A 23,319-nucleotide genomic window follows, 5' to 3' on the forward strand; every position below is an offset into this window, starting at 1 on the left:
CGCGGGCCCGCGCGTCGATAGCCTCGCGAGCATGACCGGCGCCGCCTTCTTCGATCTCGACCGCACCCTGCTGCCCAAGGCCTCGGGTCCGGCGCTGTCCGCTGCCATGCGCGAGACGGGGGTGGTCTCGGCGCGCATGCCGGGGGAGGCCCTGCTCTTCGGCTACTTCAACCTCCTCGGCGAGTCGCTCGGCTCGATCGCGCTGGCCCGCCAGGCGGTGCTCGTGGCGCGGGGCAAGACCCGCGACGCCTTCGACGCGGCCGCCGAGCTCGCCGCCGACGTCCTCGAGCCGATGGTCGGCCCCTTCGCCCGGATGCTCATCGACGAGCACCACGCCGCCGGCCGCCCGGTCGTGCTCGCGACGACGACGCCCGAGCACCTCGTGCGGCCCCTCGCCGCGCGGCTGGGCATCGACCACGTCATCGCCACCCGCTACGAGGTCGGCGACGACGGGTGCTTCACCGGGCGCAACGACGGGCACTTCGTGTGGTCGATGGGCAAGGTCGCGGCCGTGCGCGAGTGGGCCGAGGCCGAGGGCGTCCACCTCGACGCGTCCTTCGCCTACTCGGACTCGATCTACGACGCCCCGCTCCTGCGGGCCGTCGGCAACCCCGGTGCGGTCAACCCCGACCCGCGGCTGCAGGCGCTCGCCGTCGCGGCCCGCTGGCCGGTGCTCCACTTCGACACCTCGCCCGGGGTGCTGAAGCTGCCGGTCATCGGCATGGAGCTGCAGCGGGCGATCGCCCTGCTCGCCCGGCCCGAGGTCTTCCCCTACGCGAAGTTCACCGTGGGGGGCGTCGACAACATCCCGACCGACGGGCCGGCGATCCTCGTCGGCAACCACCGGTCCTACTTCGACCTCGTCGCCATGGCCGTCGCCTTCCGCCGCACCCCGCGCTCGGCGCGTTTCCTCGGCAAGAAGGAGCTCTTCGACGTGCCGGGCCTGGGGTCGATCTTCCGCGCCGGTGGCGGCATCAGCGTCGACCGTCGGGCCGAGGACCCCGACAGCCCGGACGCCTTCGCGGCGGCGGTGCGGGCCATCCACGGCGGCGAGCTCGTCGCGATGATGCCGGAGGGCACGATCCCGCGCGGCATCCACTTCTTCGAGCCGGGCATGCGCGGCTTCCCGGGGGCCGCCCGCCTGGCCCACCTCACCAAGGTGCCGGTCATCCCCTTCGCCATCACCGGGACGGAGAAGGTCTGGCCCCGCAGCGCGAAGATCCCGCGGGTGACCAACCTCCTGGGCCGGCCCGAGGTCACGGTGACCTTCGGCGAGCCGGTGGACCTGAAGTACCGGTCGGTGCCGCGCGACATGGAGCGGATCTTCGACGCGATCACCGAGATGCTGCCCGACGAGGTCCGTGAGCCGGCCCGGCCGACCCTCGCCGAGCTGGCCCTGACCTATCCCGACGGCGTCGTGCCGGCGGAGGACCGCTGGTTCGCGGTCGACGGGGACGAACAGGTCTGACGCCGGCTCAGCCGCCGGCCGCCCCGATCTCGTCCATCGCCGCCTGCGCCTCGGTGACGATGCGGCGCATCGCCTCCTCGGCGCGGTCGGGGTAGCCCTCGGCGATGGCGGCGGCCACCTCGACGTGCCAGTCGATGGCCCCCTGCTCGGGGATCTCCGGCATGAGGTCGTGCTCGGTGCGGCCGGTGAGGGCCTCGGCGACGAAGGGGGCGAAGCCCGCGAGCAGCGCATTGCCCGAGGCCTCGAGGAGAGCGCGGTGGAAGTCGATGTCGTGCTGCAGGTAGGTGAGCAGGGCGCCCTTCGGCCCGGACTCGGCCATGCCGGCCGCCGCCTCCTGGAGCCGGCGCGACTGCTCGGGCGTGGCGCGCTCGGCCGCGAGCCGTGCGGCCTGCGGCTCGACGCCGCGGCGCAGCTCGCTCACCTCGCGCAGCTGGGCCAGGCGCTGGGGGCCCTCGAGGCGCCAGTGGATGATCACCGGGCTGAGTGCCTCCCACGAGGACTCCGGCTGGATCGTCACGCCCACACGGCGGCGTGAGCTGGCGACGCCGATCGACTCGAGGACCTTGACCACCTCGCGCACGACGGTCCGAGAGACGCCGTATCGCGCCTCGATCTGCTCCATGGAGAACACGTCACCCGCGGCCAGGCGCCCGGTCGTCAGGTCGGCCCCGATGCGCGTGAGGACGCTGTGGTGCAGGCCCCCGCCCTGCGCACTCGTCATGCGCCGGATTGTCTCAGACCCCATGGCGCACCTCCAAAGAAAAGGATGACGATTGCTTGCACAATAAGCATACTTTTGGGACCGTATCCGGCGGGCAACCGCCCGACACCACCCACCGGAGGACAATGATGTTTCTCGTCGAGGACGCCGTGCCCGAGCCCGCCTTCGGCTCCGGGCCCCTGCTCGCCATCGCCGCGGCCGCCGTCGCGCTGCTGCTCCTGCTGATCATCCGCTTCAAGGTCCACGCCTTCGTGGCCCTCGTGCTCGTCAGCTTCCTCACCGCCCTCGCGACGAAGATCGCCCCCGCCGACGTCGTCACGGTCATGACCGACGGCTTCGGCGCGACGCTCGCCTCGGTGGCGCTGCTCGTCGGTCTCGGAGCCATGATCGGCCGTCTGCTCGAGGTGACCGGTGGCGCCCAGGTCCTCGCGGACACCCTCATCGCGCGCTTCGGCGAGGACCGGGCTCCCTTCGCCCTGGGCATCGCGTCGTTGCTCTTCGGCTTCCCGATCTTCTTCGACGCCGGCCTGGTCGTCATGCTGCCGATCATCTTCAGCGTCGCCCGCCGCTTCGGCGGCTCGGTCCTGCGCTACGCCTTCCCGGCGGCCGGTGCCTTCGCCGTCATGCATGCCTTCGTCCCGCCGCACCCCGGCCCGGTCGCCGCGGCCGACCTCGTGAGCGCCGACATCGGCCTGCTGCTGATCTTCGGCCTGCTCATCGGGCTGCCGACCTGGTACCTCGCGTCCTACCTCTACGGCCTGTGGGCCGGCAGCCGCTACATGGTCGACGTGCCCGACCTGCTGTCCGGTGGCCCCGTCCCGGAGACGAAGGGGGACGAGCATCGCCTGCCGTCCTTCGGCCTGGTCCTCGCGGTGCTCCTCCTGCCGATGGTGCTGATCTTCGTCGACACCGGCCTCAACACGCTGGCCACGCAGGGCACCGTCGACGGTGACGCGGTGTGGGTCAACGCCCTGCGGATCATCGGCAAGACCCCGATCGCGCTGCTCATCACCACGCTCTTCGCCATGGTCGCGCTCGGCTGGCGCCGCCGGACCAAGGCCGACGTCGAGACGCTCATGAACGACGCGCTCGCCCCGGTCTGCGCGATCATCCTCATCACCGGTGCCGGTGGCATGTTCGGTGGGGTGCTGCGCGCCAGCGGCATCGGTCAGGCGCTCGCCAACACCCTCGAGTCGACCGGGCTGCCGGTCATCGTGGCCGCCTTCGTCGTCTCTGCGGCGCTGCGCGTCGCCCAGGGCAGCGCCACCGTCGCCCTGACCACGGCCGCCGGCCTCATGGCGCCGACGATCGAGGCGTCGTCGGGCCTGAGCTCGATCGACCTCGTGCTCGTCGTCATCGCCATCGCCGGTGGCGCCACCGTCCTGTCGCACGTCAACGACTCCGGCTTCTGGCTCGTCGGGCGCTTCCTCGGCATGGACGAGAAGACCACGCTCAAGACGTGGACGGTCATGGAGACGCTCATCGGAGGCATCGGCTTCCTCTTCGCCTTCGCGCTGAGCCTGGTGCTGTGACATGAGTGTCCACGTCGTCGCGATGGGCGTCTCCGGCAGCGGCAAGAGCACCGTCGCGGAGGGCGTCGTCGATCGCACCGGATGGGTCTTCGCCGAGGCCGACGCCTTCCACCCGCAGGCCAACATCGACAAGATGTCGCAGGGCATCCCGCTGACCGACGAGGACCGGTGGCCCTGGCTGCACGACCTCGCGGCGTGGATGGCCGAGCACGCCGCACGCGGCGAGGACACGGTCATCACCTGCTCGGCGCTCAAGCGGACCTACCGCGACGTGCTGCGCGCCGACGTCGCTGCCCTCGGGGCGGGGCACCGGGTGGTCTTCGCCCATCTCGACGGGTCGGCCGAGGTCATCGCTGAGCGGCTCGAAGGGCGGCAGGGCCACTTCATGCCCGCCTCGCTCCTGCAGTCCCAGATCGACACCCTCGAGGACCTCGAGCCCGACGAGGACGGGGTCGTGCTCGACCTCACCGCAGCACCCGAGGTGCTCGTCGACCAGGTCATGGCGAGCGTGGCGCCGGGGCGCTGACCCCCCTTCGTCGCCGTTCGACAAGAGAAACACCCCCTTCGCAAGGGTTTCAAACCCTTGCGAAGGGGGTGTTTCTCGGGTCACCCGGAAATCGAGGTACGTGTGGGGCAGGCCCCGGTCGAGACCTCGCTCAGGTGCTCGCGACCCGCACGATGAGCGCCTGCTGGTCGACGGTCACCCGCAGGCGGGAGGCCTCGCCGATGACGTCGCCGTCGACCTGCACGGGGTGCGGCTCGTCGACGCTGGCGGTGTAGGTCGAGCCGGAGGTGCGGATCAGCTCGGTGCCGTCCTTCTCGGAGCGGCCGAGCACGCGCACGGCGACCGAGCCCCAGCCGATGATCGTCTTGGGGGCGACGACGACGCCGTCGAGTCGCCCGTCGTCGATGCGGGCGCTCGGGATCAGCAGGATCCCTCCGGTGAGGGTGCCGCAGTTGCCGAAGAGGATCGTGCGCGCCCGGACCGGCTCCTGCGCCTGCCCGTCGATGGTCCACCGCACGCGGAAGCGCTTGATGAAGATGCTGCGGAAGCCGGTGACGAAGTAGGCCGTCCAGCCCACGCGCGCCTTGAGCTCCTCGCTCGTGTTGCCCATGATCGCCGCGTCGAAGCCCATGCCCGCCATGACGAGGAAGGGGTGGCGCTCGACCGGCGGGCCCTCGACGGGGTCCTCGGCCTGACCGGAGTCGTCCGTCGCGACCTCCTCGGCCGGGTCGAGCTCGAGCCAGGCGACGTCGATCGCCTTGTTGCGGCCGCTGCAGGCCACCCGGAGCGCCTCGGTGAGGTCGGCGCCGAAGGGGATGTCCAGGTTGCGGGCGAGCAGGTTGCCGGTGCCGCGCGGGAGCAGGCCCATCGGCGTGCGGGTTCCGGCAAGGGCGACCGCGACCGCGCGGATCGTGCCGTCGCCGCCGAGCGGGCAGACGACGTCGACGCCCGCCTCGACCGCCTCACGGGCCTGACCGGTGCCCGGGTCGTCGATCGTCGTCTCGATGAAGAGCGGCTCGTCCCAGCCCAGCTCGCGGCTGGCCGCGGTCAGCTCGGCGCGGGTCGCCGGGACGCTGTCGAACTTCGTCGGGTTGATGATGATGGCCGCACGACGAGGGGCGGGCTTGCTCCCTTCGTCCTTGCGGAAGCGGTGACGCTCCGGCCGGGACGCGGCGTGCCGAGCCCCCGCGGCACCCGGTCCACGCAGGACGAGGGCGATGACGACGACGACGAGCACGAGGCAGAGGGCGATCGCGATCGCCAGCATGGTCCAGTCAGGCACGGCCGTGACGCTACCCCAGCGGTGGCCCGCCGGCCCCCTTCCCCGAGCCCGGGCGGCAGGGGTGACCGGTCATCGCGGATATCCTGCGTGTCGTGATCGACCTCAAGTTCCTGCGCGACCAGCCCGAAGCCGTCCGAGCCAGCCAGCGTGCCCGCGGTGAGGACGAGTCCCTCGTCGACGCGGTCCTCGCGGCCGACGCGCGCCGCCGCGAGACCATCGGCGCCTTCGAGTCCGCCCGGGCCGAGCAGAAGGCGGCGAGCAAGGAGCTCGGTCCGGTCATGGGTCGGCTCAACACGGCGAAGAAGCAAGGTGACGACGCCGCGCTCGTGGCCGAGCTCGAGGTCGAGGCCGCCGCGCTGCGCGACAAGGGTGCCGCGATGTCGGCCCGCGTCAAGGAGCTCGAGGCCGCCGCCGACGAGGCGAAGGGAGAGCTCGACGCCTCGATCCGTCGGATCGGCAATGTCATCCAGGAGGGCGTCCCGGCCGGCGGCGAGGACGACTTCGACCTGATCGAGGAGGTCGGGACCCCGCGCGACTTCGCCGCCGAGGGCTTCGAGCCCAAGGACCACCTCGAGCTCGGCGAGCTGCTCGGCGCCATCGACATGGAGCGCGGGGCCAAGGTGAGCGGCAGCCGCTTCTACTACCTGCGCGGCGCCGGCGCCCGGCTCGAGATCGCCCTCATGGCCCTCGCCCAGCAGGTCGCCGCCGAGGAGGGCTTCACCCCGCTCGTCGTCCCGACGCTCGTGCGCCCTGAGACGATGGCCGGCACCGGCTACCTCGACGCCCACGACGACGTCTACCACCTGCCCGCCGACGAGCTGTACCTCACCGGCACGTCCGAGGTCGCGCTCGCCGGCTACCACGCCGACGAGATCCTCGACCTGTCGCAGGGTCCGATCCGCTACGTGTCGACGTCGACCTGCTACCGGCGCGAGGCGGGCAGCTACGGCAAGGACACCCGGGGCATCTTCCGCGTCCACCAGTTCCAGAAGACCGAGATGTTCGTCTTCTGCCGCCCCGAGGACGCCCAGGCCCAGCACGAGGAGCTGCTGCGGATCGAGCGGCGGATCCTCGAGGCCCTCGAGCTGCCCTACCGGGTCATCGACGTCGCCGCCGGTGACCTCGGCGGGCCGGCGAGCCGCAAGTACGACTGCGAGGCGTGGGTGCCCACGCAGGGCAAGTACCGCGAGCTGACGTCGACGAGCAACTGCACGACCTTCCAGGCGCGGCGCCTGAACATCCGTGAGCGCAACGCCGAGGGTGGCGGCACCCGCACGGTCGCCACGCTCAACGGCACCGCCATCACGAGCACCCGCCCCATCGTGGCCATCCTCGAGAACCACCAGCAGGCCGACGGCTCGGTCCGCGTCCCCGCGGCGCTGCAGCCCTTCCTCGGTGCCGAGGTCATCCGACCGCGCTGACCGTGAGCACCGTGTTCTCCCCGACGAAGGGGGCCCGACCCACGGCGTTCAGGTCGGCGGGCTACGTTGGACTCGTCCCCCCGACGACGGAGGAGCGCGAGTGATCCAGCCTGCTCGGCACGAGGCCGCGGGCGCTGCTGCCCCGGTGGGCCGCGCCCGGCTCGCCGCGTCGATCACCGCCCGGGTGCTCGACGGTCAGGCTGTCGCGCTGCACGGCCCGCGGGGCATGGGCCGCACCACCGTCCTCGACCTCGTCGCCGCAGGGCTCCCGCACGCGATCAGCGTCCGGGTGCAGCGTCTGGGCACCCCCGGTCACGGGGCCGCGCTCATCGCGTCCGCCTTCCCGGCCGAGACGCTCGACGAGCTGCCCGAGCGGATGCGCGCCGGACTGCTCGACCCGCGGTCCGTGACCGTCGGTGACCCGGCGGTCTTCCTCGGGGACGCCCTGACGGAGCTGCTGACGACCGAGGCGGGGCGGGCCCCCTTCGTCCTCGTGGTCGATGACGCCCAGCACCTCGACCCGCTGACGCTCGCCGCCCTGCGCACTGCGGCGTCGCGCTCGCTCGGCCCCGGCGCGCTGGGCATCCTCTTGGGGGTCGGTCCGCCGGAGGTCTCCTCGGAGACCGGCTTCGTCCCGGGGCTGGTCGCCGCGCGCGAGCTGCAGCTGCTCCACCTCGACCTCCAGCCGCTGGCGGGGGCCGACACCGTCGAGATGCTCACCACGGCTGACGTGCCGACCGACACCGCGCTGTGGGCGCACCGCGAGTCCGGCGGCAACCCCGGCCTGGCCCATGACGTCGCCGCGGCCGTCGATGCCATGTCGCCCGCCGACGCGACCCGGGCGGTCCGCTCGCTCGTGCGGCAACGCGCCCTGGCGCTCTCGCCGCCCGTGCGCGCCACGCTGCGCCGGGTCGCGGCGATGCACCAGCCGACGACCGCGGTCCTCACCCGTCTCGGCGGCGCCGACGCCGTCGACAGCATCCGCACGGCACGGGCCCTCGCGCTCCTGGTGAGCGAGGACGACTACGTCCGGCTCACCCCGACAGCGCTCGGCGACGTGCTGCTCGAGTCGATCGACAGCGACGAGCTCGTGCAGCTGCACACCGAGCTCGCTGCCGCAGCCGACACCGAGGCCCTGGCCCGCTACCACCGCGCCCTCGCCGGAGACCCGTCGACCACGCCGGCCGACCTGGCCGCCTCGGCCGCGGAGACCGCGGCACGGGGCGAGCACGACCTCGCTGCCCAGCTCTACCTCCTCGCGGCCGACGCGCGCACCGACGAATGGGCCGAGTGGATCACCTGCTGCCTCGAAAATGCCGTCATCGGCAAGGAGACCCGGGTGCTGCACCGAGCCGTCCAGGGCGCGGCGCGGCTCACCGACCCGGGGCACCGGGTCCGGGCCGATCTCGCGCTCGTCGAGCTCGGCGACGTCTCGCCCGACGAGGTGCTCGTCACCGCGCTGCAGGCGGCCCGGGAGCACCCCGACCTCCAGGCGCGGGTCCTGCTGCAGCGCGCCCGCCTGCTCCTGGGGACGCACGAGCTGCGCACGGCGCTCGAGCTGGCCCGCCGGTCCGTCGAGCTCGCCGAGCGGGCCGGGCGGCCCGACATCGAGGTCGACGCCCTCACCGTCGCCGCGTCGGTGACCCGCACCCTCGGCGAGGGCGGGTCGCGTGAGCTCATCGACTCGGCCGCCGCGCTGGCCGGGACGCCGCGACCGGGTCACGTCCACACGTCGGCCCGCTACATCGCCGGGCGCTTCGCGCTCCACGACGACGACCTGCGTCGGGCTCGGGCGGAGTTCGTCGACATGCTCGCCTCCGTCGGGCCGGACGCCGGCTACGACACCGTCCACGTCCTGCGCAGCCTCGTCGAGATCGTCTCCAGGCAGGGGCGTGGGCGGGAGGCGCTCGAGCTCGCCGGGCGGGCCACCCGGGCGGCCACGCACTTCGACACCCCCGTCGCGACGACGTGGTACATCGAGGCGATCGCGGAGTGCGCCGGGGGGTCCTTCGAGCGAGCCGCCGTCGTCAGCGCCCGCGGGGTGGCGCTCGCGCGCGAGCAGGAGGACGAGCGCTACCTGCGTCGGCACCTGGCCCATCTCGGTCTGGCCCGATTGCACCTCGACGAGCTCGACGAGGCGGTCGAGGCCTTCCGTGAGCTGCGCGCCATCGACGCGGCGAGCGGGATCCGGGACGTGACCTCCCTGCGCTGGCACACCGACGCCGTGACCGCCCTGGCCCTCGTCGGCGAGGCCGACGAGGCGGCGGAGCTGCTCGCCGGGGTGCGCGCCGAGATCGCCGCCGGCCGCGGGGCACCGGGAGTCGTCGTCGCTGCCGACCGGGCCGAGGCGGAGATTGCCGCCGCTCGGGGTGACCTCGACCGCGCGCGTGAGCTCGTCACCCGCTCGGCGACGGTCGCGGGGGAGCGTCGGCTGCCGATCGAGCAGGCGCGCTCGCTGGTGACACTCGCCCACGTCGAGCGCCGCGCCCGCCGGAGCGGGCGCAGCCGCGAGGCCGCCGGCCGGGCGCGCGAGGTGCTGCGCCCGCTGCACGCCGAGCCGTGGACCGCGTGGGTGCTGGCGCGCTTCCCCGAGGGAGCCGCGCTGCACACGCTCGAGCCCGAGGAGCCCGATGCCTGCGACCCCCAGGCCCTCCTGGCCTCGCTCACCCTCACCGAGCAGCAGGTGGCCGGGCTCGTCGCCGACGGCGCGAGCAACCGCGAGATCGCCCAGCGGCTGCACCTGAGCGTCAAGACGGTCGAGGGCACCCTGACGCGGGTCTACCGCAAGTCGGGCCTGCGCTCGCGCACCCAGCTCGCCGCGCTCGTCCTCGGCCACGGCCCTCGCTGACCACCCACGCGTCCGGGCGAGCGGGTCGAGGTATCCGCGACCGTCTATCTGGTCGGTGGTACCTCGATCCGGGTGGCGGACCTGGGGCTCGGCTCCCTCAGTCGGTCGTGCGGGCGTTGAAGGCCCGCAGGGCCAGTGGCGCGATGACGAGCGTGATGCCCACCGACCAGATGATCGTCGCCAGCTCGGGGTGGTGCAGCGGCCACGGGGCGTCGGCGCGCAAGGGCTGACCCGCGACGCCCCAGTTGTCACGCATCGCCTGACTGAGGGCTGAGATGGGGTTCCACTCGGCGACGGTGCGCAGCCAGCTCGGCATGACGTCGGTCCGCGCGAAGGCATTGGAGAGGAAGGTGATCGGGAAGATCGTCGTGAACATCAGGCCGTTGACCGCTTCGACCGAGCGCATCGCCGACCCGACGAGGATCCCGATCCAGATCATCGCGAAGCCGAAGAGCAGGAGCAGCCCGTAGCCGATGAGGGCGTTGACCACGCCGTCGTGCAGCCGCCACCCGATGAAGAGCCCGGTGACCGACATGACGGCGACGCCGATGCTCGAGTGGATGAGCGCGGCGATGCTGCGCGAGATGAGGATCGACGAGCGGCGGATGGGCAGCGACCGCAGCCGGTCGACCATGCCCTTGCCGATGTCGGTGTTGAGCCCGATGGCGACGATGAAGGCGCTGAAGGCGATGGTCTGCGCCATGATCCCGGGCAGCAGCCACGGCTTGTAGTCGACCCCGGGGATCTGGATCGAGCCCCCGAAGACATAGGCGAAGAGCAGCACGAACATCACCGGCTGGATCGTCACGTCGGTGAGCATCTCGGGCTGGCGCTTGATGTGGGTGAGGTTGCGGCGCACGAGGGTGGTGATCTGCCGGACCCGACCGGCGCCGACCGGTGTCGGGCTCGCGTGCGGGACGGCGATGGAGCTGGTGTCGCTCTGGGCGGTCATGCCGGTGCCTCCTGGTTGGTGGACTCCTCGGCGGCATGGCCGGTGAGGGAGAGGAAGACGTCGTCGAGGCTCGGACGCTGCATGCCCAGGTCGTCGACGTCGATGTCGGCGCCGTCGAGGGCGCCGGCGATGCGGGTGAGGTCGGCGACCCCGGCACCGGGGGCGGTCAGCCGACGGGCGTCGGCGTCGACGTGGACCTCGCCGACGGCCTCGCGGACGAGCTCGGCGGCGCGGGCCACCTCGTCGTGGCGCGAGACGGTGACGACGAGGCTCGTGGCACCGGACTGGTCCTTGAGCTCGAGCGGGGTGCCCTGGGCGATGATCCGCCCGTGGTCGATGACGCAGATGCGGTCGGCGAGCTGGTCGGCCTCGTCGAGGTACTGGGTCGTGAGCAGCAGCGTGGTGCCGTCACGCACGAGGTCACGCAGCACCTCCCACAGCTCGACCCGGCTGCGCGGGTCGAGGCCGGTCGTCGGCTCGTCGAGGAAGAGCACGGACGGGTGGGCGATGAGGCTCACGGCCAGGTCGATCCGTCGGCGCATGCCGCCGGAGTAGTCCTTGACCACCTTGTTGCCCGCCTCGGTGAGCGAAAATCGCTCGAGCAGGTCGTCGGCCCGGCGGCGGACCTCGCGGCCGGGCAGGCCGTAGAGGTCGCCGATCAGCCGCAGATTTTCCCTCCCCGTCAGCAGGTCGTCGACGGTCGCGGACTGCGCGGTCAGGCCCATGCTCGCGCGCACCGCCTCGGGCTCGGCGACGACGTCGTGCCCGGCGACCCGCGCGGTGCCTCGCGTCGGGGTGGCGAGCGTGGTCATCATGCGCACGGTCGTCGTCTTGCCGGCGCCGTTGGGCCCCAGGAGGCCGAAGACGGTGCCCTGGGGGACCTCGAAGCTCACGTCGTCGACGGCCACGAAGTCACCGAAGGTCTTCACCAGGCCGGAGGCCTCGATCACGGGTGCGGTCATGTCCGTCCACGCTAGGGGGCAGCACCGACAACGCGCACCGGATTTCCCTTCGAGGCTCGGCCGCGGACGGCCTCGCACCTCAGGGACCGGGGGTGGCTACTCCAGGGTCTCGACGTCGATGTGGTCGTCGGGGTCGTGGCTGCGGCGCACCGAGCGCCGCCACATCCACGCGACGACCCCGAGGGCGGCGAGGACGATGAGGACGTAGACGACCTTGCTGATCGGGTCCATGTACTGCTCGACGAGGTGGTAGCGGTCGCCGAGCTGGAAACCGATCCACACGAAGAGGGAGTTCCAGATGAGCGAACCGGCGGTCGTGTAGCCGAGGAACTTCGCCACCGGCATGCGGTCGATGCCGGCGGGGATCGAGATGATGCTGCGGATCCCGGGGACGAAGCGGCCGAGGAAGACGGCCTTGGGCCCGTGCTTGGTGAACCACGCGTCGGCCTTGTCGATGTCGGCGACGTCGACGAGCGGCATCCGGTGCGCGATGACCTTGAGCCGGTCGATCCCGAGCGCCGCGCCGATGCCGTAGAGCAGCAGCGCGCCGGTGACCGAGCCTAGCGTCGCCCAGAGCACCGCCTCGACGATCGAGTAGCGGCCCTGCGCGGCGGTGAAGCCGGCGAGCGGCAGGATCACCTCGCTGGGGATCGGCGGGAAGACGTTCTCGAGGAAGATGCCCAGCGCGATGCCGGGGCCCCCGATCCGGTCCATGAGGTCGAGGACCCACTCGACGATGGTGTTCATGCGGCCCTTCCGCGGCGGTGACGTCTACGGTGGGGGCCCGTGAGCACCCCGGATGATCATGCCAAGGCTAGGGGCGGACCCTCCGCGCCGCCTGTGAGCCACGGCGTCGGTCCGTGGGTGGGCGAGTGGCCCGACGACCCGCACCTCGACCCCGAGCTGCTCCGCGACGGCGACCGGCGCAATGTCGAGGACCGTTACCGCTACTGGTCCCACGAGGCGATCACCGCGGACCTGGCGACCCGGCGGCACGCCTTCCACGTCGCCATCGAGAACTGGGAGCACGACTTCAACATCGGCTCGGTCGTGCGCACGGCCAATGCCATGGGTGCCGCCGCCTTCCACATCGTCGGCAAGAGGCGGTGGAACCGTCGCGGCGCCATGGTCACCGATCGCTACCAGGTGGAGCACCACCATCCGTCTGTCGCGGACTTCGCGCAGTGGGCGGCGACGGCGGGCGAAGGGGGGACCCCCCTTCGCATCATCGGCATCGACAACGTCCCGGGCTCGGTCCCGATCGAGACCTTCGGCCTGCCCCGCGACTGCGTCCTCGTCCTCGGTCAGGAGGGCCCCGGGATCTCGCCGGAGATGCTCGCGGTGTGCGACGCGGTCCTCGAGATCACTCAGTACGGCTCGACCCGCTCGATCAACGCCGGAGCGGCCGCGGCGATCGCGATGCACGCCTGGGTGCGGCGGCACACCTTCGGCCAGGTGCCGTAGACCAGTGAGGCGCCGCTGTCGACTCAGCCCTGACGGGCGAGGTCGATGTCGCCGCGTCCGTCGGCGAGCTCGTGCTCCATCCGCTCGAACTCCGCCTGGATCTGCGGGTCGGTCGACGGCTTGACCAGCGAGAGGACGATTGCGACGAGCAGGTTGAGCGCGAAGCCCGGGACGATCTCGTAGAGGCGGTCGCTCAGGCTGTCGATGTTGCCCCAGACGAAGACGGTGACCGCACCGACGACCATGCCGGCGAGGGCACCGGTCGCGGTGAGGCGGCGCCAGTAGAGCGCGAGCAGGACGATCGGGCCGAAGGCGGCACCGAAGCCGGCCCACGCGAAGGCGACGAGCTCGAGGATCGCCGAGCTCGGGTCGAGCGCGAGGACCAGGCCGACGAGGGCGACGACGAGGACGCCGACGCGGCCGTAGACGAGCAGCGCCTTGTCCGACGCCTTGCGACCGGTGAGGTTGACGAGGTCCTCGACGAGGGCGGAGGAGCACACGACGAGCTGGCTCGACATCGTCGACATGATCGCGGCGAGCACGGCCGCGAGGACGAAGCCCGCGACGAGCGGGTGGAAGAAGATCTGCGAGAGGAGCAGGAAGACGGTCTCGGGGTCGTCGATCTGCTTGGCCGGGTCGGGGCCGTTGAAGTAGGCCACGCCGATGAGCGCGGTGGTGATCGCGCCGAGCGCGGTGATGATCATCCACGTCGTGCTGACGATGCGGCCGTAGTGCGCGTCGGCGGGGGTGCGCAGCGCCATGAAGCGCACGATGATGTGCGGCTGGCCGAAGTAGCCCAGGCCCCACGCGGCCGTCGAGATGATGCCGAGGACGATCAGGCCGGTGCCCGAGTCGCCGGCGAAGAGGTTGAAGACGTCGGGGTTGACCGCTCGGGCCCCGTCGGCGATCTCGCCCGGCGAGCCGACCTTGAAGATCGCCACGAACGGCACGGCGACGAGGGCGGCAAACATCAGCAGGCCCTGCGCGACATCGGTGAGCGTCGCGCCGAGGAAGCCGCCGAAGAGCGTGTAGACGAGCGTGACGCCCGCGACGAGCAGCACCCCGTGCAGGTACTCCCAGCCGAAGGAGCTCTCGAAGAACTTGCCGGCGGCGACCATGCCCGAGGAGACGTAGAAGGTGAAGAAGGCGAGGATCACCAGCGCGGCGACGATGCGCAGCAGGTTGGTCCGGTCACGCAGCCGGCGCCCGAAGAAGCTCGGGATGGTGATCGAGTCACCCGCGATCTCGGTGTAGGCCCGCAGCCTCGGGGCGACGAACTTCCAGTTGAGCCAGGCGCCGACCGTCAGGCCGATGGCGATCCAGGACTCGATGAGGCCGGAGGCGTAGATGGCGCCGGGCAGGCCCATGAGCAGCCAGCCGGACATGTCGGCGGCATTGGCGGACAGGGCCGCGACGGCCGGGTGCAGCCCGCGCTCGGCGAGCATGTAGCCGTCGATGTTGCGGGTGCGCGTGTAGGCGTAGTAGCCGATCGCGAGCATCGCCGCGAAGTACACGCCGATCGCGATGAGCTGATAAGTCGTCTCCGACACGGGAGTCCTCTCTGGATGGTGTGGCCGGGAGACAGTACACCCGGACGTGGCCTGCATCACAGTGCGACCATGACCGCATGACGTCTCCCTTCGCCCCTTCCTCCCGGTCCGCGGTCGCCCCCTTCGAGGTCATGGATGTCCTGGCCACCGTCGCCCGGATGCGTGCGGAGGGCCGTGAGGTCATCTCGCTCTGTGCCGGCGAGCCCAGCCAGGGCGCGCCCGGTCCGGTCCACGAGACCGCGGCGGCGATCCATGCCGAAGGGAGGGCCCTGGGGTACACGCCCGCGCTCGGCACTGCGGCACTGCGCGCGGCCATCGCCGGCCACTACCGGCGGTGGTACGGCCTCGACGTCGACCCGACCGAGGTGGCGGTGACGACGGGCAGCTCCGGCGGCTTCGTCCTGGCCTTCCTCGCGGCCTTCGACCACGGCGACCGGGTCGCGCTGGCGCGGCCCGGCTACCCGGCCTACCGCAACATCCTCGCCGGGCTGGGCTGCGAGGTCGTCGACATCGAGACCGGTCCGGCGGAGCGCTACCAGCCGACCGTCGCCCAGCTCGAGGCGGCGCACGCGCAGGCCCCGCTGGCCGGGCTCGTCCTCGCCTCGCCGGCCAACCCCACGGGCACGATGGTCGGCCGTGGTGAGCTCACCGCGATCGCCGCCTGGTGCAGGGCGCACGGCGTGCGGCTCGTGAGCGACGAGATCTACCACGGCGTCACCTACGGCACCGGCCCCGATGCGAAGGGTGTCTGCGCCCGGGAGGTCGACGAGCACGCGATCGTCGTCTCCTCCTTCAGCAAGTACTGGGGCATGACCGGGTGGCGTCTTGGCTGGCTCCTCGTGCCGCAGGACCTGCGGGCCGCGGTCGACGCGCTCGCGGGCAACATCGCGCTCTGCCCGCCGGCGGCGGCGCAGGAGGCGGCGGTCGCGGCCTTCTCCGAGGAGTCCTACCGGCAGGGCGAGGCGGCCCTCGTCGACTTCGGGCGGGCCCGGCAGGTGCTGCTCGACCGGGTGCCCGAGCTCGGCTGGGGCGCAGCGGCGCCCGCCGATGGCGCCTTCTACTACTGGGCCGACCTGGGCGACCAGCTCGCGGGCTTCGCCGATGCGCGGGAGTACGCGTCGGCGCTGCTCGAGGCGACCGGGGTCGCGGTGACGCCCGGCGGTGACTTCGACCCGGTCGACGGGTCGCACTGCGTGCGGCTCTCGCTCGCCGCCGGGCCCGACGCCATCGCCGAGGCGCTCGAGCGGATCATCGCCTGGCAGGACTCCCGACGCTCCACGGGCGCCCGCGGATGAGCCTGCTCGCGCCCTGAGGACCCGTCCGCGATCAGCTCGGCGGGGCGACGTCGCCCTCATTGGTCAGGCCCATCCAGGTGGTGCACCCGACGTCCATGACGAAGGGGATGTCCTCGCGCTTCTTGCCGTCGACCTCGCCACTGGCGGTGCCCTCGACGCGAACGGCTTTGTCCGAGTAGGTGATCGTCATGTCGTCCTGGTTGCCGACGAGGTCCCCGAAGCGGTCGCCGATGAGGTCCTCCTGGAAGCCGTTGGTCACCCGGAAGCCGGTGAGTGTCGCCTCGTCGCCGTCGAGGTCGAAGTCGGCGCCCACGATGGTGCCGTCGAGCTCGCCCGACTCCTCGATCTCCTCCAGGCTCGGCAGGTCGAGCAGGTCGATCGCGCCCTTGGTGCCGTCCTCGCTGCGCTGACAGGCGGGCTTCCACGTGGCCTCGATCGTCGTGCCGTCCACGACGATCGTGTTGGAGCCGGTCGCGCTGCTCGAGGACGAGGACGAGGACGCAGCCCCGCTGCTCGAGGGCGCAGCCTCGCTGCTCGAGGGCGCAGCCTCGCTGCTCGAGGGCGACTCCTGCCCGGACGAGTCGGAGCCGCAGGCGGCGGTCAGGAGGACGGCGGCGGTGGCGGCAGCGGCCGCGAGGTGGCGTCGGCTACGGAAGTGCACGTGGTTCCCCTTCGTCGTGACGTGGCGAGGGGCGCGTCCCCCCGGTCGCGCGACCGAACCTAGCAAAGGGCGCATGGTCGGGTGAGGGGTGATCTGCGAGGATCGGCGGCAAGACCACCGATCACCGCGCCAGGAGGCTCCACGCCATGCCCATCGCCACTCCCGACGTCTATCGCGACATGCTTGACCGTGCGAAGGCAGGGTCCTTCGCCTACCCCGCGATCAACGTCACCTCCAGCCAGACGCTCAACGCTGCGATCCGCGGGTTCGCCGAGGCCGGCAGCGACGGCATCGTCCAGGTCTCCACCGGCGGCGCTGAGTACCTCTCCGGCCCGACGATCAAGGACATGGTGACCGGCTCGCTCGCGCTCGCCGCCTACGCGCAGGAGGTGGCGAAGAACTACGACGTCAACATCGCCCTGCACACCGACCACTGCCCCAAGGACAAGCTCGACGGCTTCGTCCGCCCGCTGCTCGCCGCGAGCAAGGAGCGTCGGGACGCCACCGGCCTGCCGATCTTCCAGTCGCACATGTGGGACGGCTCGGCCGTGCCGCTCGAGGAGAACCTCCAGATCGCGCAGGAGCTGCTCGAGCTCTCCGCCGCGGCCGACATCATCCTCGAGGTCGAGATCGGTGTCGTCGGCGGCGAGGAGGACGGCGTCGCCAACGAGATCAACGACCAGCTCTACACGACCCCCGAGGACGCGCTCGCGACCGTCGAGGCGCTCGGCCTCGGTGAGAAGGGCCGCTACATGACGGCCCTGACCTTCGGCAACGTCCACGGCGTCTACAAGCCGGGCAACGTCAAGCTGCGCCCCGAGATCCTCAAGCAGTGCCAGGACGCGATCGTCGCGAAGTACGGCACCGACGCCGGCGAGCGCCCCCTCGACCTCGTCTTCCACGGCGGCTCGGGCTCGACCGCCCAGGAGATCAGCGATGCCGTCGACTTCGGCGTCGTGAAGATGAACGTCGACACCGACACCCAGTACGCCTTCACCCGCCCGGTCGCCGGCTTCATGTTCGAGAACTACTCGGGCGTGCTGAAGATCGACGGCGAGGTCGGCAACAAGAAGAAGTACGACCCCCGCGCGTGGGGCAAGGAGGCCGAGGCCTCCATGGCCGCCCGCATCGTCGAGGCCTGCGAGAACCTCCGCTCGGCCGGGACGTCGGTGAAGGCCTGATGGTGGACAACCTGCTCGGCATCCCCGAGACGAAGCTGCCCGAGGACCCGGCGACCGCGCGCATCGAGGCCGGTGAGGACGCGGCCGCGGTGGCGGCGGACCTCCCTTCGTCCTCCCTGCCGTGGGCGGTGCTCGCCGAGGCCGCCCTCGACGGTGGCCGCTCCATCGAGGGCTATGCCTACGCCCGCACCGGCTACCACCGCGGCCTCGACGCGCTGCGGCGCTCCGGGTGGAAGGGTCAGGGTCCGGTGCCGTGGGCGCACGTGCCCAACCGCGGTTTCCTGCGGGCGCTCGCCGCGCTCTCCCAGGCCGCCGGCGAGATCGGCGAGACCGAGGAGGAGCAGCGCTGCCGCACCTTCCTCGCCGACTCCTCGCTCGAGGCGGCCCGCGCACTGCTGGGCTGAGACGGCCAGAAGGGCGTCACGACCAGTGGTCGTGACGCCCTTCGTCGTCGGTCCGGTGTCCCGTGCCCGGAAGACAAGGCGGGGGGCGCCGCTCAGAAGTCCCCTGATTCCCAAGCGCGGCGCCCCCGCAGGGCCCATTGTGCCCCATGAACACCCGAAAGAACGGCACTGGACGGCCAGTGGCACTAACATGCCAATCATGGCGCGAAGCGATGACGTCGACGACGACCCGCTTCGTCGACTCGAGCAGTACCTGGCCGCCGACACGATCCGGGTCGAGGAGGCCCGCGACAAGCTCGTCGACATCGGCCATGCCCTGATGACGCTGCGGGCCCGCATGCACAACATCGACCTCGGTGACGACCCCGGTGTGCAGGTCCTCACCCAGGAGATGGCGGCGCCGATGATCGACCGGGTCGCCGGCCACGTCGATCGCACGGACAACGTCATCCTCACCACCGATACCGGTGCGGGGCAGCAGGAGGCCAACTCGCGGCACGAGCGGGACCGGGCCGTCGAGGGCCAGCTTCAGCGGGCCCTGATCCACCCGGATGTCCTGCAGGGCGACCTGTCGTGGGCCGAGCTCGCGGCCAAGCGGCGCTCCGGCCAGCAGCAGCGCCTGTCCGACCTCGTGGCCACCGAGTTCCTCGTGCTCGGGGACGAGGCGGTCGTGACCCTCGCCGAGTGGGGCGACCCGCACTCGCCCTACGTCTTCATCCGCAACCCCGCGCTGGTGCGGTGCTTCGCCGCGTGGTTCGAGCTCATGTGGACGGTCTCCCCGGAGGTCGAGGTGTCGGAGACCGGCGCCGACGACGCGCTGATCCGCATGCTCGCCCTCGGGGCCAAGGACGAGATGATCGCGCGCACCCTGCACGTCGGGCTGCGCACCGTGCGCCGGCGGGTCGCCGCCCTGATGGACCAGTACGGCGTCGGCACCCGCTTCCAGCTCGGGGTCGCCCTCGAGCGCGACGGTCGGCTCGGGGTGGCGCGCCGGTAGGGTGTGGGGGTCAGCAGCCGCGGGGCCGCCCGCGGCTGATGTGTTGTCGAGACCCGCTGCCGTCACCGGGGTGGGCGAGGAGGACCGATGCCGGCGATCGTGCTGATCGGGGCCCAGTGGGGCGACGAGGGCAAGGGCAAGGCGACCGACCTGATGGGCAACGACGTCGACTACGTCGTGAAGTTCAACGGGGGCAACAACGCCGGTCACACCGTCGTCATCGAGGGGGAGAAGTACGCACTCCACCTGCTGCCGTCGGGCATCCTCACCCCGAGCGTCGTCCCCGTCATCGGCAACGGCGTCGTCATCGACCTCGAGGTCCTCTTCCAGGAGCTCGACGGGCTCGAGGCGCGTGGCGTCGACACCTCCAAGCTGCTCATCAGCGCCAACGCGCACCTCATCGCGCCCTACAACCGCACGCTCGACAAGGTCACCGAGCGCTTCCTCGGCAAGCGCAAGATCGGCACGACCGGCCGTGGCATCGGACCGACCTACGCCGACAAGATAAACCGCATCGGCATCCGCGTACAGGACATCTTCGACGAGGGGATCCTGCGCCAGAAGGTCGAGGCGGCCCTGGACTTCAAGAACCAGGTCATGGCCAAGATCTACAACACCCGGGCGGCCGACGCCGACGCCGTCGTCGCCGAGCTGCTCTCCTACGCCGACCGGCTGCGCCCGATGGTCGTCGACACCAGTCTCGAGCTGGAGCGGGCGCTCGACGCCGGCAAGAACGTCCTGCTCGAGGCCGGCCAGGCCACCCTGCTCGACGTCGACCACGGCACCTACCCCTTCGTCACCTCGTCCTCGGCGACTGCTGGTGGCGCCTGCACCGGCTCGGGCATCCCGCCGACCCGGGTCAGCCGGGTCATCGCGATCCTCAAGGCCTACTCCACGCGTGTCGGCGAGGGCCCCTTCCCGACCGAGCTCTTCGACGACGACGGAGAGTTCCTGCGCAAGACCGGCCACGAGTACGGCACGACGACCGGTCGCCCGCGCCGCACCGGTTGGCTCGACGCCGTCGTCGGCCGCTACGCGACCCGGATCAACGGCGTCACCGACTTCGTCATCACCAAGCTCGACGTCCTCACCGGCCTGGAGCGGGTCCCGATCTGCGTCGCCTACGAGATCGACGGCGAGCGGGTGGAGGAGATGCCGGTCAACCAGTCGGACGTGCACCACGCGACGCCGATCTACGAGTACCTCGACGGCTGGTGGGAGGACATCACCCACTGCCGCACCTTCGAGGAGCTGCCGGCCAATGCCCAGGCCTACGTCCTGCGGGCCGAGGAGCTCATCGGTGCCCGGGTCTCGGCGATCGGCGTCGGCCCCGGCCGCGACGAGATCATCCAGCGGCACCCGCTCCTCGACGCCTGAGCGGCCCCGTCGCCGGCGAAAAGCCGTTGCCTTCACCCCCTTCGTGCTGGAGGGTGGAGTGACACGGGGTCGCAGCCGCGGTCCCGGCCGCCGACGAAGGGAGGTCCCATGAGCAAGCACGAGAGCGCTCCTGAGGACGTGAAGGCGAAGTTCCGGGAAGCGCTGGAGAAGAAGCAGTCGCACGGCGGGGCCAATGTCTCGCCCGATGGCTCGCACGGCAAGGTCGAGGACGCGCACCGCGCCGAGACCAGTGCGACCCAGCAGATGTTCCGCCGCAAGAGCGGCTGACCACTCGCTCCACACGGACGGCCTCGGGGCACCTGCCCCGGGGCCGTTCCGCATGCCCCGCCGTCCGCTCCGTCCGGACGGCAGGCGCCTCAGTCCAGGGGCCGCAGCACCGTCATCCGGTGCGCCGCACGGGTGAGCACGACGTAGAGGACGCGGGCGCCACCGGGGGCCTCGCGCACGATCGCGTCGGGGTCGACGACGAGCGTCGCGTCCCACTCCAGACCCTTGGTCGACAGCGGGTCGATGACGACGACGCGCCCGTCGTGGCTGCCGTCGAGGGCGAGCATCGCCTCGGCGTGACGCTGCGGGGTGATGACCGCGATGGACCCGTCGACCTCGTCGGCGAGGCGCGTGAGCGCCTGTGCCGCAACGGTGCTGACGTCGGGGCGGGAGTCGTCGAGCGGGTCGCCGAAGGTGACGTCCTCGGGCCGCACCCCGGTCTGCCGCACCGCGTCGGGGATGTCGGCGTCGGGGACGACGGGCAGGATCACCTCGCGCGCGTAGTCGAAGATCTCCTGCGCGTTGCGGTAGTTGGTGGTCATGTGGAAGGCCTGTCGCGGCTGCGTGCCGTAGGCCTCGTCGCGAGCCTGCTCGGCCTCGGCGATGTCGGGCCAGGAGGCCTGGGCGACGTCGCCGACGACCGTCCACGAGGCGCGGCGGCCACGGCGGCCGATCATCCGCCACTGCATGGGGGAGAGGTCCTGGGCCTCGTCGACGAGGACGTGGGCGTAGTCGGTGGAGCGGCCGACGGTGCCGTGCAGCAGGCGCTCGCGGGCGGACGTCGGCGTGAGCGAGTGGTCGACCTCGGGGGCGCGGATCGCCGAGCCCATGGCCTGCAGCTCCTCGACGCCGTCGAGCTCCTCGATCTCGTAGAAGGAGCGCTCCTCGACCTCGGGCGCCTCGACCTGCCCGACCCGCACCGACAGCTCGTCGACGAGCGCGACGTCGGAGACGGTCCACGAGCCGAGCTCGAGGGTCTCGCGGGCTGCGTGGGACAGGGCGGCGGCATCGCCCTGGCTGAGGACCGAGCGGCACACCTCGTAGGCGAGCTCGGTGTCCGCGAGCCACAGCAGGGCCTCGCGCGGGTCGACCTGCGGCCACCACGCGGCGACGAAGTCGTCGACGGCCAGGGACTCGTCGAAGGCGTCGAGGAACTCGTCGCGGTCGCCCTCGCGCACCTGCCGCCACGCGGACTCGGCGAGCAGCTCGCGCACGTGCTTGGTCGCCTGGTTGCGCGTGCGGTCGCGCAGCGCGCGGCGTCGGATGTCGGCCAGCTGGCCCTCGTCGAGGTGGACGGGCAGGCCGCCGACCATGACCCGCATGCTCGTGGGTGCGCCCGGCACGGCCCGCGCGGCGAGTCGCTTGAGCACGGTGCGCATCTGCAGCGATCCCTTGATCGCGGCGACCTCGGGGGACTCGTGGCGCACGGCGGTGATGACGTCGACGACGTCGCCGAGGGAGCGCAGGGTCACCGACTCCTCGCCGAGCGAAGGGAGGACCCGCTCGATGTAGGCGGTGTAGGCCGCGGAGGGCCCGATGACGAGGATGCCGCCGGACTCGTAGCGGCGCCGGTTGGCGTAGAGCAGGTAGGCGGCGCGGTGCAGGGCGACGACCGTCTTGCCGGTGCCCGGCCCGCCGCTGATCTCGGTGATGCCGCGGTCGTTGGCGCGGATCGCCTCGTCCTGGTGGGCCTGGATCGTCGCGACGATGTCGCGCATCTGCTGCCCGCGGCTGCGGGTCAGCGCAGCCAGGAGGGCGCCGTCGCCGACGACGACCATGTCGTCAGGCGCCTCGGGGACCATGAGGTCGTCCTCGACGCCGATGACCCGCTCACCGCGGCTGCGCAGCACGCGGCGGCGGATGACGCCCTGGTTGTCGCCCGGCGTCGCGCGGTAGAAGGGGGAGGCGGCCGGCGCCCGCCAGTCGATGACGAGCGGCTCGTAGTCGTCGTCACGCACGCCGAGGCGGCCGATGTAGCGCACCTCGCGGTCCGACTGGTCTGCTCCCTCCGGCGCGTGGCCGAGGTCGAGCCGGCCGAAGACGAGACCCTCGTACTGGTGCTCGAGCGTGGCCATGCGTCGGGCGGCGTTGAAGACGAGCGCGTCGCGCTCGAAGAGCCCGGACATCTCCTCGTCGCGCACATCGCCGGTGCGGTCGGTGCGGCCGCGCGACATGCCGTCCACGGCCACGAGATCGGCGCGCTTCCCGGCCTTGGCGAGCTCGGCGTGGACACGGTCCAGATGCTGCTGCTCGATGGCGATCTCGGCAGCGACGGCGTCGACGTGGGTGTCGGTCACAGGGCCTCGTGCTCCCCTTCGGCTGTGCGGAAGGACTGAGTCTAGTTCCTCCGTGCACGCGCCCGATGACACGGGTTGCCGGGCCTGTCGAGAGGACTTCCGGAGGAACTGGTC

General features: G+C 71.7%; 20 protein-coding genes. 12 read left to right on the top strand and 8 right to left on the bottom strand.

Annotated features, from left to right (window positions below):
• Nucleotides 1–31 precede the first annotated feature (31 nt).
• Nucleotides 32–1,468 (top strand): HAD-IB family hydrolase, encoded by a 1,437-nt coding sequence (locus NYE39_RS12050; protein ID WP_341012830.1) that lies wholly within the window; start codon nucleotides 32–34, stop codon nucleotides 1,466–1,468.
• Between the two features lie 7 nt (nucleotides 1,469–1,475).
• On the opposite strand, the gene NYE39_RS12055 is transcribed toward NYE39_RS12050, so the two are convergent.
• Nucleotides 1,476–2,189: a FadR/GntR family transcriptional regulator gene (locus tag NYE39_RS12055; RefSeq protein ID WP_341012831.1), complete on the bottom strand. Its 714-nt coding sequence runs from the start codon at nucleotides 2,187–2,189 to the stop codon at nucleotides 1,476–1,478.
• Nucleotides 2,190–2,317: 128 nt separating this feature from the next.
• Here NYE39_RS12055 and NYE39_RS12060 point away from each other — a divergent pair, with 128 nt between their 5' ends.
• Nucleotides 2,318–3,721, top strand: coding sequence for a GntP family permease (locus NYE39_RS12060; protein WP_185222245.1), 1,404 nt, complete (start codon nucleotides 2,318–2,320; stop codon nucleotides 3,719–3,721).
• Between the two features lies 1 nt (nucleotide 3,722).
• Nucleotides 3,723–4,247 carry a gluconokinase gene (locus NYE39_RS12065; RefSeq protein ID WP_185221351.1) on the top strand — a complete coding sequence of 175 codons (525 nt, stop codon included), beginning with the start codon at nucleotides 3,723–3,725 and terminating at the stop codon, nucleotides 4,245–4,247.
• A gap of 130 nt (nucleotides 4,248–4,377) precedes the next feature.
• On the opposite strand, the gene NYE39_RS12070 is transcribed toward NYE39_RS12065, so the two are convergent.
• Nucleotides 4,378–5,508, bottom strand: coding sequence for a diacylglycerol/lipid kinase family protein (locus NYE39_RS12070; RefSeq protein ID WP_341012832.1), 1,131 nt, complete (start codon nucleotides 5,506–5,508; stop codon nucleotides 4,378–4,380).
• 92 nt (nucleotides 5,509–5,600) lie between these two features.
• Between NYE39_RS12070 and serS the strand changes: the two genes are divergently transcribed.
• Together serS and NYE39_RS12080 are read left to right on the top strand one after the other, a co-directional pair.
• Nucleotides 5,601–6,929: a serine--tRNA ligase gene (serS, locus tag NYE39_RS12075; RefSeq protein WP_341012833.1), complete on the top strand. Its 1,329-nt coding sequence runs from the start codon at nucleotides 5,601–5,603 to the stop codon at nucleotides 6,927–6,929.
• Between the two features lie 100 nt (nucleotides 6,930–7,029).
• Nucleotides 7,030–9,777, top strand: coding sequence for a helix-turn-helix transcriptional regulator (locus NYE39_RS12080; protein ID WP_164513546.1), 2,748 nt, complete (start codon nucleotides 7,030–7,032; stop codon nucleotides 9,775–9,777).
• A gap of 97 nt (nucleotides 9,778–9,874) precedes the next feature.
• On the opposite strand, the gene NYE39_RS12085 is transcribed toward NYE39_RS12080, so the two are convergent.
• The 3 genes from NYE39_RS12085 to NYE39_RS12095 form a co-directional block, all read right to left on the bottom strand.
• The gene (locus tag NYE39_RS12085; RefSeq protein ID WP_072623461.1) at nucleotides 9,875–10,729 is read right to left on the bottom strand and encodes an ABC transporter permease; all 855 of its coding nucleotides are present in this window, start codon (nucleotides 10,727–10,729) and stop codon (nucleotides 9,875–9,877) included.
• Complete coding sequence (locus NYE39_RS12090; protein ID WP_072623462.1) at nucleotides 10,726–11,691, bottom strand: ATP-binding cassette domain-containing protein; 966 nt, start codon at nucleotides 11,689–11,691, stop codon at nucleotides 10,726–10,728. The genes NYE39_RS12085 and NYE39_RS12090 overlap by 4 nt, the downstream gene beginning before the upstream one ends.
• Before the next feature lie 96 nt (nucleotides 11,692–11,787).
• On the bottom strand, nucleotides 11,788–12,438 hold the full coding sequence (locus NYE39_RS12095) for a DedA family protein (protein ID WP_072623463.1): 651 nt from the start codon (nucleotides 12,436–12,438) through the stop codon (nucleotides 11,788–11,790).
• Between the two features lie 93 nt (nucleotides 12,439–12,531).
• On the opposite strand from NYE39_RS12095, the gene NYE39_RS12100 reads away from it, so the two are divergent.
• Nucleotides 12,532–13,155 carry a TrmH family RNA methyltransferase gene (locus tag NYE39_RS12100; protein ID WP_083545925.1) on the top strand — a complete coding sequence of 208 codons (624 nt, stop codon included), beginning with the start codon at nucleotides 12,532–12,534 and terminating at the stop codon, nucleotides 13,153–13,155.
• Nucleotides 13,156–13,178: 23 nt separating this feature from the next.
• On the opposite strand, the gene putP is transcribed toward NYE39_RS12100, so the two are convergent.
• Nucleotides 13,179–14,705, bottom strand: coding sequence for a sodium/proline symporter PutP (putP, locus tag NYE39_RS12105; RefSeq protein WP_341012835.1), 1,527 nt, complete (start codon nucleotides 14,703–14,705; stop codon nucleotides 13,179–13,181).
• 77 nt (nucleotides 14,706–14,782) lie between these two features.
• Between putP and NYE39_RS12110 the strand changes: the two genes are divergently transcribed.
• Nucleotides 14,783–16,000 carry a pyridoxal phosphate-dependent aminotransferase gene (locus NYE39_RS12110; RefSeq protein ID WP_341012836.1) on the top strand — a complete coding sequence of 406 codons (1,218 nt, stop codon included), beginning with the start codon at nucleotides 14,783–14,785 and terminating at the stop codon, nucleotides 15,998–16,000.
• A 31-nt stretch (nucleotides 16,001–16,031) separates the two neighbouring features.
• Here the strand turns inward: NYE39_RS12110 and NYE39_RS12115 are convergent, their stop codons facing one another.
• Entirely contained in the window at nucleotides 16,032–16,661 is a 630-nt protein-coding gene (locus tag NYE39_RS12115) for a hypothetical protein (protein ID WP_341012837.1), read from the bottom strand.
• Between the two features lie 146 nt (nucleotides 16,662–16,807).
• Here NYE39_RS12115 and fbaA point away from each other — a divergent pair, with 146 nt between their 5' ends.
• The 5 genes from fbaA (at nucleotide 16,808) to NYE39_RS12140 (ending at nucleotide 20,908) form a co-directional block, all read left to right on the top strand.
• Nucleotides 16,808–17,842 (top strand): class II fructose-bisphosphate aldolase, encoded by a 1,035-nt coding sequence (gene fbaA, locus NYE39_RS12120; protein WP_072623468.1) that lies wholly within the window; start codon nucleotides 16,808–16,810, stop codon nucleotides 17,840–17,842.
• Nucleotides 17,842–18,246, top strand: coding sequence for a DUF3151 domain-containing protein (locus NYE39_RS12125; protein ID WP_192911301.1), 405 nt, complete (start codon nucleotides 17,842–17,844; stop codon nucleotides 18,244–18,246). Before fbaA ends, NYE39_RS12125 begins: the two co-directional genes overlap by 1 nt.
• 199 nt (nucleotides 18,247–18,445) lie before the next feature.
• The gene (locus NYE39_RS12130) at nucleotides 18,446–19,243 is read left to right on the top strand and encodes a helix-turn-helix transcriptional regulator (RefSeq protein WP_072623470.1); all 798 of its coding nucleotides are present in this window, start codon (nucleotides 18,446–18,448) and stop codon (nucleotides 19,241–19,243) included.
• 87 nt (nucleotides 19,244–19,330) lie between these two features.
• A complete protein-coding gene (locus tag NYE39_RS12135; protein ID WP_341012838.1) occupies nucleotides 19,331–20,620 on the top strand; it encodes an adenylosuccinate synthase in 1,290 nt (429 codons plus the stop codon).
• Between the two features lie 108 nt (nucleotides 20,621–20,728).
• Nucleotides 20,729–20,908, top strand: a complete 180-nt coding sequence (locus NYE39_RS12140) for a DUF5302 domain-containing protein (protein ID WP_072623472.1) — start codon at nucleotides 20,729–20,731, stop codon at nucleotides 20,906–20,908.
• Between the two features lie 89 nt (nucleotides 20,909–20,997).
• Here the strand turns inward: NYE39_RS12140 and NYE39_RS12145 are convergent, their stop codons facing one another.
• Nucleotides 20,998–23,205: a HelD family protein gene (locus tag NYE39_RS12145; RefSeq protein ID WP_341012839.1), complete on the bottom strand. Its 2,208-nt coding sequence runs from the start codon at nucleotides 23,203–23,205 to the stop codon at nucleotides 20,998–21,000.
• Nucleotides 23,206–23,319: the final 114 nt, after the last annotated feature.

It is taken from the genome of Janibacter sp. FSL W8-0316 (assembly GCF_038004165.1).
Taxonomy (GTDB): Bacteria; Actinomycetota; Actinomycetes; order Actinomycetales; family Dermatophilaceae; genus Janibacter; species Janibacter indicus.

Excerpts from the sequence above, each read along its gene's own strand:
- NYE39_RS12050 (WP_341012830.1), top strand. The coding sequence starts at position 32 with ATGACCGGCGCCGCCTTCTTCGATCTCGACCGCACCCTGCTGCCCAAG.
- NYE39_RS12055 (WP_341012831.1), bottom strand. The coding sequence starts at position 2,189 with ATGACGAGTGCGCAGGGCGGGGGCCTGCACCACAGCGTCCTCACGCGC.
- NYE39_RS12060 (WP_185222245.1), top strand. The coding sequence starts at position 2,318 with ATGTTTCTCGTCGAGGACGCCGTGCCCGAGCCCGCCTTCGGCTCCGGG.
- NYE39_RS12065 (WP_185221351.1), top strand. The coding sequence starts at position 3,723 with ATGAGTGTCCACGTCGTCGCGATGGGCGTCTCCGGCAGCGGCAAGAGC.
- NYE39_RS12085 (WP_072623461.1), bottom strand. The coding sequence starts at position 10,729 with ATGACCGCCCAGAGCGACACCAGCTCCATCGCCGTCCCGCACGCGAGC.
- NYE39_RS12090 (WP_072623462.1), bottom strand. The coding sequence starts at position 11,691 with ATGACCGCACCCGTGATCGAGGCCTCCGGCCTGGTGAAGACCTTCGGT.
- NYE39_RS12095 (WP_072623463.1), bottom strand. The coding sequence starts at position 12,438 with ATGAACACCATCGTCGAGTGGGTCCTCGACCTCATGGACCGGATCGGG.
- NYE39_RS12110 (WP_341012836.1), top strand. The coding sequence starts at position 14,783 with ATGACGTCTCCCTTCGCCCCTTCCTCCCGGTCCGCGGTCGCCCCCTTC.
- fbaA (WP_072623468.1), top strand. The coding sequence starts at position 16,808 with ATGCCCATCGCCACTCCCGACGTCTATCGCGACATGCTTGACCGTGCG.
- NYE39_RS12125 (WP_192911301.1), top strand. The coding sequence starts at position 17,842 with ATGGTGGACAACCTGCTCGGCATCCCCGAGACGAAGCTGCCCGAGGAC.
- NYE39_RS12130 (WP_072623470.1), top strand. The coding sequence starts at position 18,446 with ATGGCGCGAAGCGATGACGTCGACGACGACCCGCTTCGTCGACTCGAG.
- NYE39_RS12135 (WP_341012838.1), top strand. The coding sequence starts at position 19,331 with ATGCCGGCGATCGTGCTGATCGGGGCCCAGTGGGGCGACGAGGGCAAG.
- NYE39_RS12140 (WP_072623472.1), top strand. The coding sequence starts at position 20,729 with ATGAGCAAGCACGAGAGCGCTCCTGAGGACGTGAAGGCGAAGTTCCGG.